Source organism: Brevundimonas sp. GW821-FHT02A10 (assembly GCF_059422025.1).
Window position 1 is genome coordinate 217,923 of the sequence record NZ_JBWKWC010000002.1, and the last position, 14,754, is coordinate 232,676.

General features: G+C 65.6%; 14 protein-coding genes. 9 read left to right on the forward strand and 5 right to left on the reverse strand.

Annotated elements, in window-relative coordinates; translation table 11 throughout:
• The first annotated feature begins 126 nt into the window (after positions 1 to 126).
• From AC07U0_RS07505 to AC07U0_RS07540, 8 genes are all read left to right on the forward strand, one after another.
• Positions 127 to 1,500, forward strand: coding sequence for a M28 family metallopeptidase (locus AC07U0_RS07505; RefSeq protein WP_494719405.1), 1,374 nt, complete (start codon positions 127 to 129; stop codon positions 1,498 to 1,500).
• Between the two features lie 302 nt (positions 1,501 to 1,802).
• The gene (locus AC07U0_RS07510) at positions 1,803 to 2,792 is read left to right on the forward strand and encodes an NAD-dependent epimerase/dehydratase family protein (protein ID WP_494719406.1); all 990 of its coding nucleotides are present in this window, start codon (positions 1,803 to 1,805) and stop codon (positions 2,790 to 2,792) included.
• Positions 2,793 to 2,799: 7 nt separating this feature from the next.
• A complete protein-coding gene (locus AC07U0_RS07515) occupies positions 2,800 to 4,029 on the forward strand; it encodes a glycosyltransferase (RefSeq protein ID WP_494719407.1) in 1,230 nt (409 codons plus the stop codon).
• Positions 4,030 to 4,163: 134 nt separating this feature from the next.
• The gene (locus tag AC07U0_RS07520) at positions 4,164 to 4,937 is read left to right on the forward strand and encodes a class I SAM-dependent methyltransferase (RefSeq protein ID WP_494719408.1); all 774 of its coding nucleotides are present in this window, start codon (positions 4,164 to 4,166) and stop codon (positions 4,935 to 4,937) included.
• Between the two features lie 120 nt (positions 4,938 to 5,057).
• A complete protein-coding gene (locus tag AC07U0_RS07525) occupies positions 5,058 to 5,999 on the forward strand; it encodes a GDP-L-fucose synthase family protein (RefSeq protein WP_494719409.1) in 942 nt (313 codons plus the stop codon).
• 3 nt (positions 6,000 to 6,002) lie between these two features.
• A complete protein-coding gene (locus AC07U0_RS07530; protein WP_494719410.1) occupies positions 6,003 to 7,496 on the forward strand; it encodes a hypothetical protein in 1,494 nt (497 codons plus the stop codon).
• Entirely contained in the window at positions 7,496 to 8,815 is a 1,320-nt protein-coding gene (locus AC07U0_RS07535; RefSeq protein ID WP_494719411.1) for a lipopolysaccharide biosynthesis protein, read from the forward strand. The genes AC07U0_RS07530 and AC07U0_RS07535 overlap by 1 nt, the downstream gene beginning before the upstream one ends.
• 147 nt (positions 8,816 to 8,962) lie before the next feature.
• Positions 8,963 to 10,129 carry a glycosyltransferase gene (locus AC07U0_RS07540; RefSeq protein ID WP_494719412.1) on the forward strand — a complete coding sequence of 389 codons (1,167 nt, stop codon included), beginning with the start codon at positions 8,963 to 8,965 and terminating at the stop codon, positions 10,127 to 10,129.
• 21 nt (positions 10,130 to 10,150) lie between these two features.
• Here AC07U0_RS07540 and AC07U0_RS07545 read toward each other — a convergent pair whose 3' ends face one another.
• From AC07U0_RS07545 to AC07U0_RS07560, 4 genes are all read right to left on the reverse strand, one after another.
• Positions 10,151 to 10,723, reverse strand: a complete 573-nt coding sequence (locus AC07U0_RS07545) for a putative colanic acid biosynthesis acetyltransferase (RefSeq protein WP_494719413.1) — start codon at positions 10,721 to 10,723, stop codon at positions 10,151 to 10,153.
• A gap of 90 nt (positions 10,724 to 10,813) precedes the next feature.
• Positions 10,814 to 11,374, reverse strand: coding sequence for an HNH endonuclease (locus AC07U0_RS07550; protein WP_494719414.1), 561 nt, complete (start codon positions 11,372 to 11,374; stop codon positions 10,814 to 10,816).
• Between the two features lie 158 nt (positions 11,375 to 11,532).
• A complete protein-coding gene (locus AC07U0_RS07555; protein WP_494719415.1) occupies positions 11,533 to 12,213 on the reverse strand; it encodes a trimeric intracellular cation channel family protein in 681 nt (226 codons plus the stop codon).
• Positions 12,210 to 12,875: a DNA-3-methyladenine glycosylase family protein gene (locus AC07U0_RS07560; RefSeq protein WP_494719416.1), complete on the reverse strand. Its 666-nt coding sequence runs from the start codon at positions 12,873 to 12,875 to the stop codon at positions 12,210 to 12,212. Before AC07U0_RS07560 ends, AC07U0_RS07555 begins: the two co-directional genes overlap by 4 nt.
• A gap of 87 nt (positions 12,876 to 12,962) precedes the next feature.
• On the opposite strand from AC07U0_RS07560, the gene gluQRS reads away from it, so the two are divergent.
• Complete coding sequence (gene gluQRS / locus AC07U0_RS07565) at positions 12,963 to 13,817, forward strand: tRNA glutamyl-Q(34) synthetase GluQRS (RefSeq protein ID WP_494719417.1); 855 nt, start codon at positions 12,963 to 12,965, stop codon at positions 13,815 to 13,817.
• Here gluQRS and AC07U0_RS07570 read toward each other — a convergent pair.
• Positions 13,814 to 14,752, reverse strand: a complete 939-nt coding sequence (locus AC07U0_RS07570; RefSeq protein ID WP_494719418.1) for a retropepsin-like aspartic protease — start codon at positions 14,750 to 14,752, stop codon at positions 13,814 to 13,816. The two genes, gluQRS and AC07U0_RS07570, sit on opposite strands and share 4 nt — an antisense overlap.
• Positions 14,753 to 14,754 lie beyond the last annotated feature (2 nt).

Genomic DNA, 14,754 nt, shown 5'->3' on the forward strand with positions numbered 1-14,754 from the left:
CCCGGCGGTTAAATCCACGGCGCGGCGACGTCGAGCGGTTTCTTGTTTCAGCGCGATGAACCGCCCGCTTGACGCCCCGGCGCGGGGCCGCCTAACCGTGCTCTCCTGTCTTTTGGGGACCATCCAATGTCGAAGCGCCACGCCCTGATCGCCGCCGCGATCCTCGCTCTCACGTCGGCCTCGGCTCACGCCCAGACCGCTTCCGGAACCTGGCAGGTCAAACAGGAATGGGTCGCCGCCCATGAGGCCTTCCTGGCCGGCGACGCCCTGCGCGGCCGCGGCAGCGCCACCCCGGACGAGGGTGTCGCCGCCGCCTATGTCGCCGCCATGTTCCAGAGCTACGGCCTTCAAATCGCGCCGGGCATGACGTCCTATCTGCAGACGGCGAGCGTGACGACGACAAGCCCCAGCAGCCACACCACCCTGACCGCCGGCGGCGTGACCCTGACACAAGGCGCCAACCTGACGGTCCTGCTCGGCTCCGGACGCGCCAACGCCGGCGCCCTGACCCTGGGCGGCGCCGATCCGGCCGCCTTCCCGGCCGCAGAAGTCCTGCTGATCGCGCCGCCCGAAGGCAATGGCGCTCCCGCCTGGATCAACGCGGCAGCCGGCAAGGGAGCCAATCTCGTGATCATTCGCGAGACCGACTTCCTGAAGAGCCGCGCCGCCAGCCGCCCTCCCCGCCCCTCCACACGCCTGACCGAGGCCTCCCCCCGGCAGAGCCAGATCGACGCTGTGCTGGTCTCGGCCGCCGACTACGACCGCCTGGCGGCCGCGGCCGGAACGACCGTGTCCATCGATCCGGGCGCGATCCGCAGCGTCGAGGGCGTCACCACCAACGCCATCGGCTTCCTGCCCGGCAGCGACCCGACCGCCGGCGTGCTGCTGATCTCGGCCCATCTGGATCACCTCGGCGTGCGGCCCGACGGGACCATCATGCACGGCGCCAATGACGACGCCTCGGGCACGACGGCGGTGCTGGAGCTGGCCCACGCCCTCGCCTCGGGCGAGGCGCACCGGCGCGGCATCCTGTTCGTCGCCTATGGCTCGGAAGAGATCGGCGGCCTGGGCTCGACCTATTTCGGCGAGCATCCGCCCGTGCCCCTGACCGACATCGTCGCCAACCTCGAGATCGAGATGATCGGCGCCCAGGATCCGAAAATGGAGCCCGGCGTGATGATGATGACCGGCTTCGACCGTTCCAATCTTGGAACGGCATTGAGAGAGAAGGGCGCCCTCGTCGCGCCCGATCTGTATCCGGAACAGAACTTCTTCCAGCGCTCGGACAACTACTCGCTGGCGCTCAAGGGCATCGTCGCCCACACCGTCTCGGGCTGGGCCGTGACCCCCACCTATCACAGCCCTGACGACGATATCGCCCATTTGGACCTGCCGTTCATGACCCGGGCGATCCAGTCGCTGATCGAGCCCCTGCGCTGGATGGCGTCCAGCGACTTCACGCCGGAATGGGCGCCCGGCGGGCGTCCGGAGCCGCGCTAGACCGTTAACGAAAATCCTTTCCTTCGCAAAACGCTGCGATCAATTCATGCTGCATATGCGAACAAGGGCTGGCCAATTGTAAACTACGGAGCTATAAGCAATTTCATCATTGCTTGTTGGCTTGAGACTTTCTGAAGCTTAATGGCGGCCAGATAAGGTTAACGTCGGAACGGGGGTTCTGAGGTAACTTGGCTCCCCCGAATGCCGAGGTTAATTCTCTCGTCACGAGTGATGAGCGTTGCGTGGCGCTTGGCGAACTCGTCAAAGCCGCATGGGCTTATGTTTTTCGGGGCGAATTTCTGATGGCGATCAAGACGGCACTGGTGTGCGGAGCGGGCGGCTTTATCGGGGGCCACCTCGTCAAGCGCCTCAAGAAAGAAGGCTTCTGGGTTCGCGGCGTTGATCTCAAGTTCAACGAATACGCCGAGACCGAAGCCGACGATTTCGTCATCGGCGACCTGCGCGAGCAAAGCGTCGTGCGCGCAGTGGTCGATCGCAAGTTCGATGAAGTCTATCAGCTGGCCGCCGACATGGGCGGAGCCGGCTATATCTTCACCGGCGAGAACGACGCCGACATCATGCACAACTCCGCGACGATCAACCTGAACGTCCTGGACGCCTGCCACAAGCGCAACATCAAGCGCGTCTTCTACTCGTCGTCGGCCTGTATGTACCCGGCCCACAACCAGGAAGACCCGGACAACCCCAACTGCGAAGAATCCAGCGCCTATCCGGCCAATCCGGACAGCGAATACGGCTGGGAGAAGCTGTTCTCGGAACGCCTCTACCTCGCCTACAACCGCAATTTCGGCATGGAATGCCGGGTCGCGCGCTACCACAACATCTTCGGCCCGGAAGGCACCTGGGACGGCGGCAAGGAGAAGGCTCCGGCCGCGACCTGCCGCAAGGTGGCCATGGCCAAGGACGGCGACGTCCTGCCGGTCTGGGGCGACGGCCTGCAGACCCGCTCCTTCCTCTATGTCGATGAATGCATCGAGGGCACCATCCGCCTGCTGCGGTCCAATTTCGAAGGTCCGGTCAATATCGGCTCGGAAGAAATGATCGCCATCAACGACCTGGTCCGCATGGTCATCGCCATCGGCGAGAAGGACCTGTCGATCGAGAACATCCCCGGCCCGGTGGGCGTACGCGGTCGCAACTCCGACAACCGCCTGATCCGCGAAAAGCTGGACTGGGAGCCGAGCCAGTCGCTGCAGACCGGCATGGAAAAGACCTATGCCTGGATCCTCGAGCAGGTGAAGCGCCGTCACAACTACGCCAAGGCGGCTTAAGGCGACCATGCATATCCTCGTCCACGATTTCGCGGGGCACCCGTTTCAGGCGGAACTGTCCCGTGAACTGGCGCGGCGCGGCCATCGCGTCGACCACGCCTATTTCGTGGGCGACATCGGCCCCAAGGGCGATTTCGAGATTGGCCCCTCCGACGCGGAGGGGCTGAGCTTCTCGCCCCTGGGCGGCGACATCCCCTATTCGAAATCCAACTTCATCCAGCGCCGCTCGGGCGACGTCGCCTACGGCAAGGCCCTGGCCGAGCACGTGCGCAAGACGCGTCCCGACGTCATCATCTGCGGCAACGCCCCAACCGACGTGGTCCAGGGTCTGACCGTCGGACTGAAGTCACTGGACACGGCCTTCGTCTACTGGGTGCAGGACTTCAACGGCCTGGCCGCCAAACGCCTGCTGTCCTCGCGACTTCCGGTCGTCGGCGATCTGGTCGGCGACTACTATATGGAGCTGGACAAGCGCCATCTGCGCGCGGCCGACCAGGTGGTCCACATCACCGAAGCCTTCCGTCCGTACACGGACTCCTGGGGCGTCAACGGCGACCGGGTCACGGTCATTCCGAACTGGGGCGCCATCGCAGGGATCGACGTCCTGTCGCGCGACACCGACTGGGCCAGGGAACACGGCCTCGGCGACAAGCCGCGCTTCCTCTATTCGGGCACCCTGGCGCTCAAGCACAATCCCGCGCTGATCACGGCCCTGGGCCGCGCCGTGGGCGATGAGGCCGAGGTCCTGCTGGTCTCCGCCGGCGTCGGCGCCGATCAGGTCAAACGCGAGGCGGAAACCACCCCGGCCCTGACCTGCCTGCCGCTGCAGCCGTTCAACGTCTTCGATGAGGTTCTGGGTTCGGCCGATGTGCTGCTGGCCGTGATCGAGAACGACGCGGGCGAGTTCTCGGTGCCCTCCAAGATTCTCTCCTATCTCTGCGCCGGAAAGCCGATCGTTCTGGCGGCCCCCGCCGGCAATCTCGCCGCCCGGATCGTCGCCGAGACCGGCGCCGGGACGGTGGTCGATCCGTCCGATGAAGAAGGCTTCGTCGCCGCCGCATTGTCCTATTCGCAGGACCCGGAAAAGGCGCGCGTCGCCGGCGCCGCGGGCCGCGCCTATGCCGAGGCGAATTTCGACATCACGAAGGTCGCCGCCCGCTTCGAAAAGATCTTCGACGCCGCCATCGCCCATCGCCGCGGCGGCCGCACCGACCCGGCCAGGGCTCACGCAGCCTGATGACCCGCGAGCGCTCGAGACATCCGCTCCGGGGCGCCGACGATCACCACTTCACAAACAAGGTCGCCATCGCGACCCGCGCCGACATGGGTCATGCCATAGAATAGGTTACCGACAAGCGGAAAGGAGACGTGATGACGATTAGTTTCGAGTCAAGTGCCGATCTTCCAGTAGGCGAGCGTAATATTGGCAGAAGAACGCCAGAGTCCCTGATCGGAGGGTTCAGTCGGCGAGATTCCACATTTCTGTTCTACTCCCTGATAAACTCTGTTCTGAGACCCGAATTTCATATCCTGGACTTCGGCGCCGGACGCGGGGCCCAGGGGGAAACCCGCTGGACGTACAAACGCAACCTCCTGAACTTCAAGGGGCGGGTGGCCCGTGTTGTCGGCGTCGATGTCGATCCCGCCGTCATGGAAAACCCGATGCTGGACGAGGCGGCGGTTTTCGTTCCGGGAGACCCCCTGCCCTATCCGGACGCCAGTTTCGACCTGATCTTCAGCGACTGGGTTCTCGAACATGTCGATGACGGCGCGCTTTTCGCCGCGGAGATCAAGCGCCTGCTCAAACCCGGCGGCTGGTTCTTCGGGCGGACACCGAACCGGAACGGCCTGATCGCCCTGGCGGCTTCGGCCGTTCCCAACGCCTTGCACACGCGGGTCCTGAAGCGCCTGCAGCCGGAACGAAAGTCCGTCGACGTCTTTCCGACCCGGTATCGGGTGAATACGCCGGGGGCGATCCGGAAGCTGTTCCGGGAGTCGGACTGGGAGAACTACACCACCACGCTCGACACCGAGTTCATGTATCTGGCGTCGCGGAAATTTCTCTTCGAGATCGCCGAACGCGCCAGCCGGATCATGCCGTCCCTGTTCCGCCCCGTCCTTCTCGTCTGTTTGAAGAAAAGGTGAGCCCCGAACCGGGCTATCCGGCATAGAAGCCTGACGGATAGCCCGCCTCCCTTCCCTGACAAGGTTTGCGCGGTTCACCCGCAAAATACCCGAACGCCCTCCCCGAGCGACCAAGCCACAATGCCGCCTGAGATCATCTATCCCCTCGCGGGAAAACGCGTCTGGGTCGCCGGGCATGGCGGCATGGTCGGGGCGGCCATCGTCCGTCGGCTGGCGTCCGAAAACTGTGAAATCGTCACCGCCACGCGCGCCGAGCTGGACCTGAGATCGCCCGATCAAGTCCGCGCCTTCGTCGATCGCCACAGGCCGGACGCCGTCTTCCTGACGGCGGGCAAGGTCGGCGGTGTTCTGGCCAACCAGAGCCTTCCCGCCGACTTCCTCTACGACAACCTGATGATCGCGGCCAACATGGCCGAGGCGGCGCACAGGGGCGGGGTCGGCAAGATGTTGATGCTGGGCTCCAGCGCCCTCTACCCCAGGGATGCGCCCCAGCCGATCCGGGAAGAGGCCCTGCTGACCGGCCCGCTGGACCCGACCCACGAATGGTATGCGACCGCCAAGATCGCCGGCGTCAAACTGGCCCAGGCCTATCGCCGGCAGCACGGTTGCGACTTCATCTCGGGCCTGCCGACGAACATGTACGGCTCGGGCGCCAGCTTCGATCCCAACTCCAGCCACGTCCTGCCCGCCCTGATCCGCAAGGCGCACGAGGCGAAGACCGCCGACGCCGATCATATGGTCATCTGGGGCTCCGGGACACCGCGACGCGAACTGCTCAGCGCCGACGACTGCGCCGACGCCTGCGTCTTCCTGATGAACCGTTATTCCGACGCCGAACCGGTCAATATCGGGTCGGGAGAGGATATCGCCATTATCGATCTGGCCAGACTTGTGTGCGAGGTTGTCGGCTTCTCCGGCGACATCGTCACCGACACCACGAAGCCGGACGGCATTATGCGCAGACTCATGAGCGGCGAAAAACTCAAGGCCATGGGCTGGACGCCGACGATCGACCTCCGCGACGGCATCGCAGCCACCTACGCCGCATTCAAGGGCCTGTAAGACGTGAAAAAGTTCGGGATCATCTATTTTCTGATCATCACGATCTGCGCCTTTGTGCAGTTCGGACTGGGCGGCAACCCTCTGCTTGTTCTGGCCCTCTATCTGGTCGCCGCGACAGGCCTGGTGGTCGTCGCTCCGGGCGGACAGAACCTGCCGAGCCTGATCTATTTCGCCTACTGTTTGTACGCGGCCGGCTTCACCCTGCCGATCAAGACCCTGCTGCTGCAGCCTGTCCAACAGAACCTGCTGGCCCCGTATGACACGGCTCTGGTCCTGCTGGGGGGGCACGTCTGCATCACGATCGCCTACGCCATCTATCGAACCTTCCCCGCGCGGCTTGCCGTGATGGTCGCAATGGAGAGGGAGTTTTCGAGCCCCTCCTTCCTTCGCTTCATCGCCGGCTTCGGATTTGTGGTGGGGTTCGCGCTTATGGTGCTGCACACCATCTTCCGCCCGAAACTGGTCAACGGGGTGAACACGGTAGAAGGCTTCGGGGGCTTCGGCGTCTTCTACTTCCTGCTGGTCATGGGGTTCACCGCCCAGTGCGCCTTGACAGCAGGCGGCAAAAATCGCGGCTCAAACATGACGATCGCTATCCTCATGTTCGTCTGCATCTTCGGCCTTTCGCTGATTGGCAATGTGAAGAAATACGTTCTCGATGCCGGGCTCATCGTCGCGCTCGTCATCGTTGCCTACAACGTCCGCGTTCGGCCCCAGTACATCGTCGCAGGCGTAGCCTTTCTCTTCTTCACCCAGTTTATCGTTTCGCCGCTGATCCACATCACCCGATCGGAATCCTCCCAGAAGACGATTTCGGAACGTATCGATCTGACAGCCAAGATTCTGAAGCAGAACAACTACGACTGGGGCAGGATCAACCAGATCAACGACCGCGTTACCCGCGGGTTCGAACGGAACTATCGATCTTCGGGAAGCTACGTCTATCCCTCGACGATCGGCGTTGACCGTTTCACCATGCCTCTTCCCATTGACCAGGTCACCCGCGTGGGGGAACCGGGCCGGCTCGGCTGGCCGACCTTTGTCAGAAAGGTTTTCGAAAACACCCTGCCCAGCGCCTTTGTCGAAAAGAGCGCAGGCGCCTTGGGTGACGAAGTGGCCTGGGCCTACGGGTTCCGACAGGCTGGCGTCATGGGCCGCCCCGTGGTTGGCCTGACAGCAACCGCTTGGGCCGTTGGAGGCGTGGTCGGTCTGATCTCTCTGGGAATCGTTGTGCCCCTGTTGCTGTTCTGGCTCCTTGGCGTGATCGGAGGGCAGATCAACAACAATCCCTGGACGGTCGCGATGATCGTGGTCTGCGTCCTCGCTCCGGAGCAGGACCCCAGCGCAACGATCGGGATGATGCTGCGTGACATACCCATCGTCATCGTCACAATGGCGATGCTGATGCTGCTGACACGTGAGCTGCGCTCACGTCAGGCCGGCGGCCCCAGATATCCCCAACACGTAGCCCCGCAGCCGCTCGGCCGCCGGAACTGATGCTTCCCTCTCGCCTGACCAAAAACTTCTCCGCCCAGATCTTCAGTCAGGCGGTGACGCTGGGGGTGCAGTTCGGATCGGTGCCGATCCTGATCCTGGCCTGGGGGATCGAGCGGTACGGGGTGTGGGTCCTGCTCACGGCCCTGCCCGCCTATCTGAACTTCAGTGACTTCGGCTTCACCTTCATCGCCAAGAACGACATGTCGATCCGGGTCTCGGCGGGCGATCGCGCCGGAGCGATGGAGACCTTCCAGAGCATTCTGGGCCTTCTCCTCATCGCCGGCTGCGTCCTCGTGGCCGCGGCGGCCCTGCTGTTGGCCGTGGCCCCCATCGGCGCATGGTTCAACCTGGGTTCCGAAAGCCTGGAACAGGCGCGCGGGGTGCTGGGTACCCAGACGGTCTCGGTGATCGCCTATCAGTTCTTCCTGCTGCTGTCCGCCGGGGTGCGGTGCGAGGGCCGTCCCGCGACGGAGACGATGTTCGCAGCCTGCGCGCGCCTGTTCGAAGCCGCCGCCATCGCCGGCGCGGCCCTGTCGGGCGCGGGCCTTGCGGGCGCGGCCCTGGCCGGAATGTTTTCGCGGCTGCTGTCTCTGGTCCTGCTCGCGGTCTGGGTCCGTCGCAACACGCCCTGGCTGGCGATCGGTCTGAAGCACGCCACGCGGAGCCGCCTGAAGGAAATGGCCGGCCCCTCCCTGACCTATATGCTGGTGCCGGTGTCCAACGCCCTGATGATTCAGGGACCGTTGCTGATCCTGGGGGCCGTGGCCGCCCCCGCGACGGTCGCCCTGTTTTCGGTCACCCGCACCGTAGCCCGTCTGGGCACCGCCGGGTCGAACATGCTGAGTTTCGCCCTGCAGCCGGAATACAGCTTCGCCTTCGGTCACAGCGACCGGAGTCGCTATCGCCATCTGCTCAGGATCCACGCCGCCCTGACCCTGGCGGGTCTCGCGGCCTACGGGTTGTGCGTGATCTTCCTTGGAGAGCTGGGTGTGCGCCTGATCTCCCACGGCCAGCTGAATTTCTCGACCGCCCTGCTGTGGACCCTGGGCCTGGCGACGGCCTTCGAGATGGTCTGGACGAGCCTGTTCACGCCCCTGTCGGCCATCAACGCCCACAAGATGGTGTCCGCAACCCTGGCCGCCACCCTGGTCGTCGCCTCGCTGATCGTCATTCCGATCGCCAGCGCGATCAATATCGCCATCGCCCTGGTTGTGGTGCACCTGATCATGACCGCGGTCGCGGCCTGGCGTCTGGCGAGGCACAGATGGTCCGAAGCCAGCCCTGTCACGGTCACCGCCGCCGCACCGGAGACGGCATAGGGGCATCCGCGCCACAACCGTCGGTCGAGACGCCGCGACACAGCCTCAAGCCCTTGACGCCTATAACTAAAGTTAGTTCGGTGAACCCTCCCTCCCTTGCGTAGAAGACAGCGACCCATGACACCTGAACCATCGGGTTCCCATCGAATGCGCCTGCTGCACATCATCAATTCGGTGAACCCGGTCAGTGGGGGCCCGATCGAGGGCGTGTTCCGCCAGGACGGGGCGACGCGAGATCTCGGCCTGCGCGAGGTCCTGTCGCTGGACCACCCGGATGACCCCTGGGTCGCGTCCAGCCCGATCAAGGTCCACGCCATGGGCGGTCGCAAGGCCAAGGGCGGCTTCCTCGGACACTACGGCTATTCGCCAGACATGGTGCCCTGGCTGAAGGCTCACGTCGGCGACTATGACGCCGTCATCGTCAACGGCCTGTGGAACTATGCCACCTTCGGAGCCTCGCGCGTGCTGCCGCACGCCCAAACCCCCTATTTCGTCTTCACCCACGGGATGATGGACCCGTGGTTCCGGCAGACCTATCCGCTCAAGAACCTGGCCAAACAGGGCTTCTGGCAGTTTTGCGAGGGGCCCCTGACCAAGGGCGCCAAGGCCGTCCTGTTCACGACCGAGGAAGAAAAGCTGCTGGCCCGCGGCGAGTTCTGGGGTGCGGACTACAAGGAACAGGTGGTCGGCTACGGCACCGCCACGGCGCCGGTGAAAACCCCCGCCCAGGCCACGGCCTTCGCTGAAAAGACGCCGGACCTGAAGGGCCGGCCCTACCTTCTGTTCCTCAGCCGCATCCATCCCAAGAAGGGCGTCGACCTGCTGATCGAGGCCTTCGCCCGTACCGCCGCCCTCCAGCCCGATCTGCAGATCGTGGTCGCCGGTCCTGACCAGACCGGCTGGGTCGCGACCCTGAAAGCACGAGCCGAGGCCCTGGGGATCACCGATCGGCTGCACTGGCCGGGCATGCTGCAAGGTGACGCCAAATGGGGCGCCTACTATGGCGCCGAAGCCTTCATCCTGCCGTCGCACCAGGAGAATTTCGGCATCGTCGTCGCCGAGGCCCTGGCCTGCGGCAAGCCGGTTCTGATCAGCGACAAGGTCAATATCTGGCGTGAGATCAAGGCCGGCGGCGGCGGGCTGGTCGAACCCGACACCGTGGACGGGGCCGAGGCCCTGCTCCGGGGCTGGCACGCCCTGTCAGGCGCCGATCGTGCGAAGATGGGCGAGGCCGGGCGCGCCGTTTTCACCGGGAATTTCGATATGGCGGTCTCGGCGCCCAACCTGCTGCGGATGATCGAGACCTATTTCTGAGGTCGACGTCAGGGGCTCAGATCATCCCTGCGGATCCGCCTTTCGTCTCGCGCCCATATCGACCGCCGGATGTCCGCCGAAGATGCGGCCGGCTGGCACATCGCGATTGACGACCGATCGCGAGGCGACGACCGCGCCCTTTCCGACCGTCACGCCCGGGTGAACAAAGACGCCGGCCGCAATCCAGGCCTGGTCCTCGACCACGATAGGCTTGGCGAAGATATCGAACGCAACCGCGCTCATGTCGTGCGACCCGGTGCACAGATAGCTGTACTGGGAGACCACCGCATTGGCCCCGATGGTGATCTCACCCAGGGTGTAGAGCTCGGCATAGTCGCCGACCCAGCTGTGATCCCCGATCGTCAGCTTCCAGGGATAGGTGGTGCGAACGCTCGGGCGAATGATGACGCCTTGCCCGATCCGGGCGCCGAACAGGCGCAGCAGCCAATTGCGCCAGCCGTAGAGAAACTGGGGCGACCAGGCGAAGAGGGTCGCCTGCACGATCCACCACAGCTGGACCACGACCGCCGACCGCCCCCGGAAATCCGCCGGCTGTCGAAAGCGCGACAGGTCCTGAACCATTCCGTCCGTCATATCAGCTCGCGTTCAGGGACGGCCGGGCGCGGAGCCCGGAAGCCGGCAGGGTGAAGAAACCCAAGCTATATCCGGACTGTAAAGAAGCCGCTACGGCTCCAGCTCGATGTCCCAGTACAGATAGTCGAGCCAGCTCTGGTGCAAATAGTGGGGCGGGAAGCGACGGCCGGCGTCCTGAAGCTGCCAGGCGTTGGGCCGGATCGGTTCGCGGCGGATCGGCATCTGGGCCTGACGCGGGGTGCGGCCGCCCTTGCGCAGATTGCAGGGCGAACAGGCCGCGACGATGTTCTCCCAGGTCGTGCGGCCGCCCTGTGAGCGGGGAATGACGTGGTCGAAGGTCAGCTCGGTCGTCTCCGAGCAGTACTGACAGGTGAAGCCGTCGCGCAGGAAGACGTTGAAGCGAGTGAAGGCGGGACTGCGGTCCTGATCGACATAGCTTTTCAGCGCGATCACGCTGGGCAGCTGCATCTCCATGGAGGGGCTGCGGACCACCTTGTCGTAGAGAGACACCACGTCCACGCGGTCCTGATAGACGGCTTTCACCGCCTCTTCCCACGGCCAGAGCGACAGCGGGTAGTAGGACAGGGGGCGGAAATCAGCGTTCAGCACCAGCGCCGGAAAACCGGACGGCGGTCGGGTCAGGACCTGCATCAGGCCCTCCCGCTGAGCTGAGGGGGGTGTGAGGCGACAGGACTGAAGACGTGATCTCCTTCCTTATCTGTACCTCTAGCCTAGGCCCGATTCGACGACGCCGCCATGACGTTCCGACGGCGGAACGATCACGATTTCCCCCAGCTCTCGACTCGCCTTCAACCGGCCTTACGCGGACGATCAGGGAAACCCGGCAGGCTCCAGCCCCATTGCAGGGCGCCCGCGCGGAGACCGAAGCCGCAAAGGGCCGCCACGATCGCCGCCGGCCAGGGCGACAGATCCGACATCCCCAGAACGTCGGCTCTCAGCACCACATAGACGGTCGCGGCCAGCAGCGCGGCCGAGATCGTGATCTCGCGCCGCAGCAGGATCGACGGCTGGCCGGCCAGCAGGTCGCGCACGATTCCGCCGAAACAGGCCGTCAGCGCACCCATGACGATGCAGATCAGCGGCGCGGCGCCGACCGCCTCGGCCTTGGCGGCGCCCAGAACCCCATAGGCGCCCAGGCCGATCGCATCGAGCCACAGCAGGGCGCGGAAGCGCCAGTCGCGCCGGCCGATCAGCCAGATCGCCACCGAGGCCGCGATACAGATGCCAACATAGCGCCAGTCCTGAACCCAGAAGACCGGCAGACCGAGCAGCAGGTCGCGCATGGTCCCGCCGCCCACCCCGGTGATGGCGGCGAAGAAGGCGAAGGTGACCAGATCGTGCTTCTCCCGCGCGGCGGCCAGGGCGCCGGTGGCGGCGAAAACGGCGACGCCCGCGAAGTCCAGCACGGACAGCAGCCGTTGCGGGTCGGCAAGGACCTTCGCCGTCTCGGCGTCGACCAGCGGCGTCATCTCCCCTCCCCGTCCTGCGCATCCAGCGCGATCTCGCCGCGCTTGACCGCCCCATACCAGCCCCACAGCAGATGCGCGGCCACGCTCCGGTGCGGCGCCCAGCGTTCGGCCCGGATATAGGCCTGTTTCTCGGTGGGGCGAAGGGCGATCCCGTCAGCCCAGCGCATCGCCTCCTGCAGGGCGATATCGCCAGCGGGGAAGACGTCGGTGCGGCCCTCGCAGAACATCAGGAAGGTCTCGGCGGTCCAGCGGCCGACACCCTTGATCGCCACCAGCGCCGCCGTCGCCTCGGCGTCGGACAATCGACCCAGATGATCGAAGTCGATACGCCCCTCGGTCTGGGCGCTGGCGATCTCATGGGCATAGCGCGCCTTCTGGCCCGACAGGCCGAAGGATCTGAGTGTTTCGATATCGCGCGCCAGCACCGCCTCGGGCGTGACCACGCCCTCCAGGCCCTCGACAGTCCGCTTCCAGATCGCAGCAGCCGAGGCGAGCGAGACCTGCTGCTCGACAATCATCCGGAACAGACCCTCGAAGCCGCCCACCCGGGTGCGCCACTCGAAAACGGGAACACCGGCATGGGCGCGGGCAAGGGTCGGATCCAGCGCGATCAGGGCGAGGCGGGCGGCGGCGATCTGGTCTGGCGTCTGAGCGTCGGGCATGCGTCCTTGTGGGGCCTGTCCGCTTTAGCGGCAACGTCCGCGCGTCCGCCAGTGACGACGAGGTCCGGAAGCCGCTATCGTAGGCCGATGCCCGACCCGATGTTCGTCACACGCTTCGCCCCCTCGCCCACGGGCTATCTGCACAAGGGCCACGCCTTCTCGGCCCTGACCGCCTGGTCGGCGGCCCAGCAAGCCGGGGGCCGCTTCCTGCTGCGCATCGAGGACACCGACTTCACCCGCTGCCGCCCGGAGTATGAGGCGGCCGTGCTGGAAGACCTGGCCTGGCTGGGGATCGACTGGGAGGAACCGGTGCGCCGACAGTCGGAACATCGGACTGAATACGACGCCGCCCTCGAGCGGCTGCGGAACATGGGCGTTCTGTATCGTTGCTTCCGCACCCGCAAGGAGTTGATGGCTTTGGCCGGAGTCGCGCCCCATGCCGACGATCCCAACGACCCCCATGCCTTCAGCTATGGCCCGTCTTCCGCCGACGACGAGGCGGAGCGGCTGGGGCGGGGCGAGGCCTTCGCCTGGCGGCTGTCGCTGGATGCGGCGCGCGACCGGCTGGGCGATCTGCACGCCCTGACCTGGGTCGAGGAGCGGGTCAGGCCCGGCGTCCGTCATGCCGAACCCGAACGGCTGGGCGACATGGTGGTCGGGCGAAAGGACATCGGCGCGGGCTACATCATCGCCGCCGTTCTGGACGACGCCCTGCAGGGGGTGACCCATGTCATCCGCGGCGAGGACCTGATCGAGGTGACCTCGGTCCAGCGGGTGCTGCAGGCCCTGCTTGACCTGCCGACGCCGGTCTATCGCCATCATCCGCTGCTGCTGGGTCCCGACGGCAAACGCTACGCCAAGCGGGACAAATCGGTCACCCTGGCGGAGCTCCGCGCCTCCGGCGTCACGGCCGAGGCCCTGCGCGCCGAAGTCGGCCTCTAGCGCCCGACGGTCAGGTCGAGTTCGCGCGAGGCCCACATCCGGCCGCCGCCGAGATCGAGCAGGGCGCGACGGCCGACGAAGGCCTCCATCCCGATCAGGGCGTCCGGGAAGCCCGGCAGGGCGACGTCGCCGAAAACCGCCGTCTCGGCCTTCTCATAGGTCTGGTCCGCGAACGTCAGGCTGTGGACCTCGACGAGGGTCGAGGCCATGGCGCCGCCCAGAACCAGGCTGGAGCCCCGCCGCTGCTCGCGCCCGTCGAACAGCCGCGCCGAGGCCGCCGACGAACGGCTGAGCGCCAGCAGGGCGGAGGAGCCGGTGTCGATCACCGCCTCGACCTTCGTCCCCTCCACCGTCACCGTCGTCCGCAGCGCCTTGCCCGCGCGCTGGACCCCGACAGGCCGGACATCGGCCGGGGGCATGGCCTCGCGCGGCAGGAAACGCACGCGGCGACGCTCGGGATCAAGGTCCAGAATGATCTCCCCGAGCACATCCTGACCCAGGATCAGCGGCGTCCCCAGACCTTCGTCGGACGCGAGCTGCCCAAGGTCGAGAATGGCGGCCCTGAGCTTGCCGATGCGCGCGCCGCCGACGGCGATGTCCAGCGTTACCCCCTTGCCGATCTGGGCCTGGCCGCCGACGCCGTAGGCGAGGATCGGCATGTCGAAGGTCTTCACCGCGCCGAGCGTTTTCAGCCAGTCGCGGTCGACCACCGAATACTGGGCGCCGCTGTCGATCAGGGCGCGGACGGTCCGACCGTTCAGCCGGACCTCCACCGTGGGCACATTGGCCCGCCGCTCGACGAACGGCAGCCATTCGGGCTGGGCCGGAAGGGCGATCTCGGGCCGACGCCACAGCACATTGTCGCGGAACCACCAGGCGGCGCCGACCGTGGCTCCCACAGCGCCCAGCCGGATCAGAAGATCCCTTCGGTTCATTC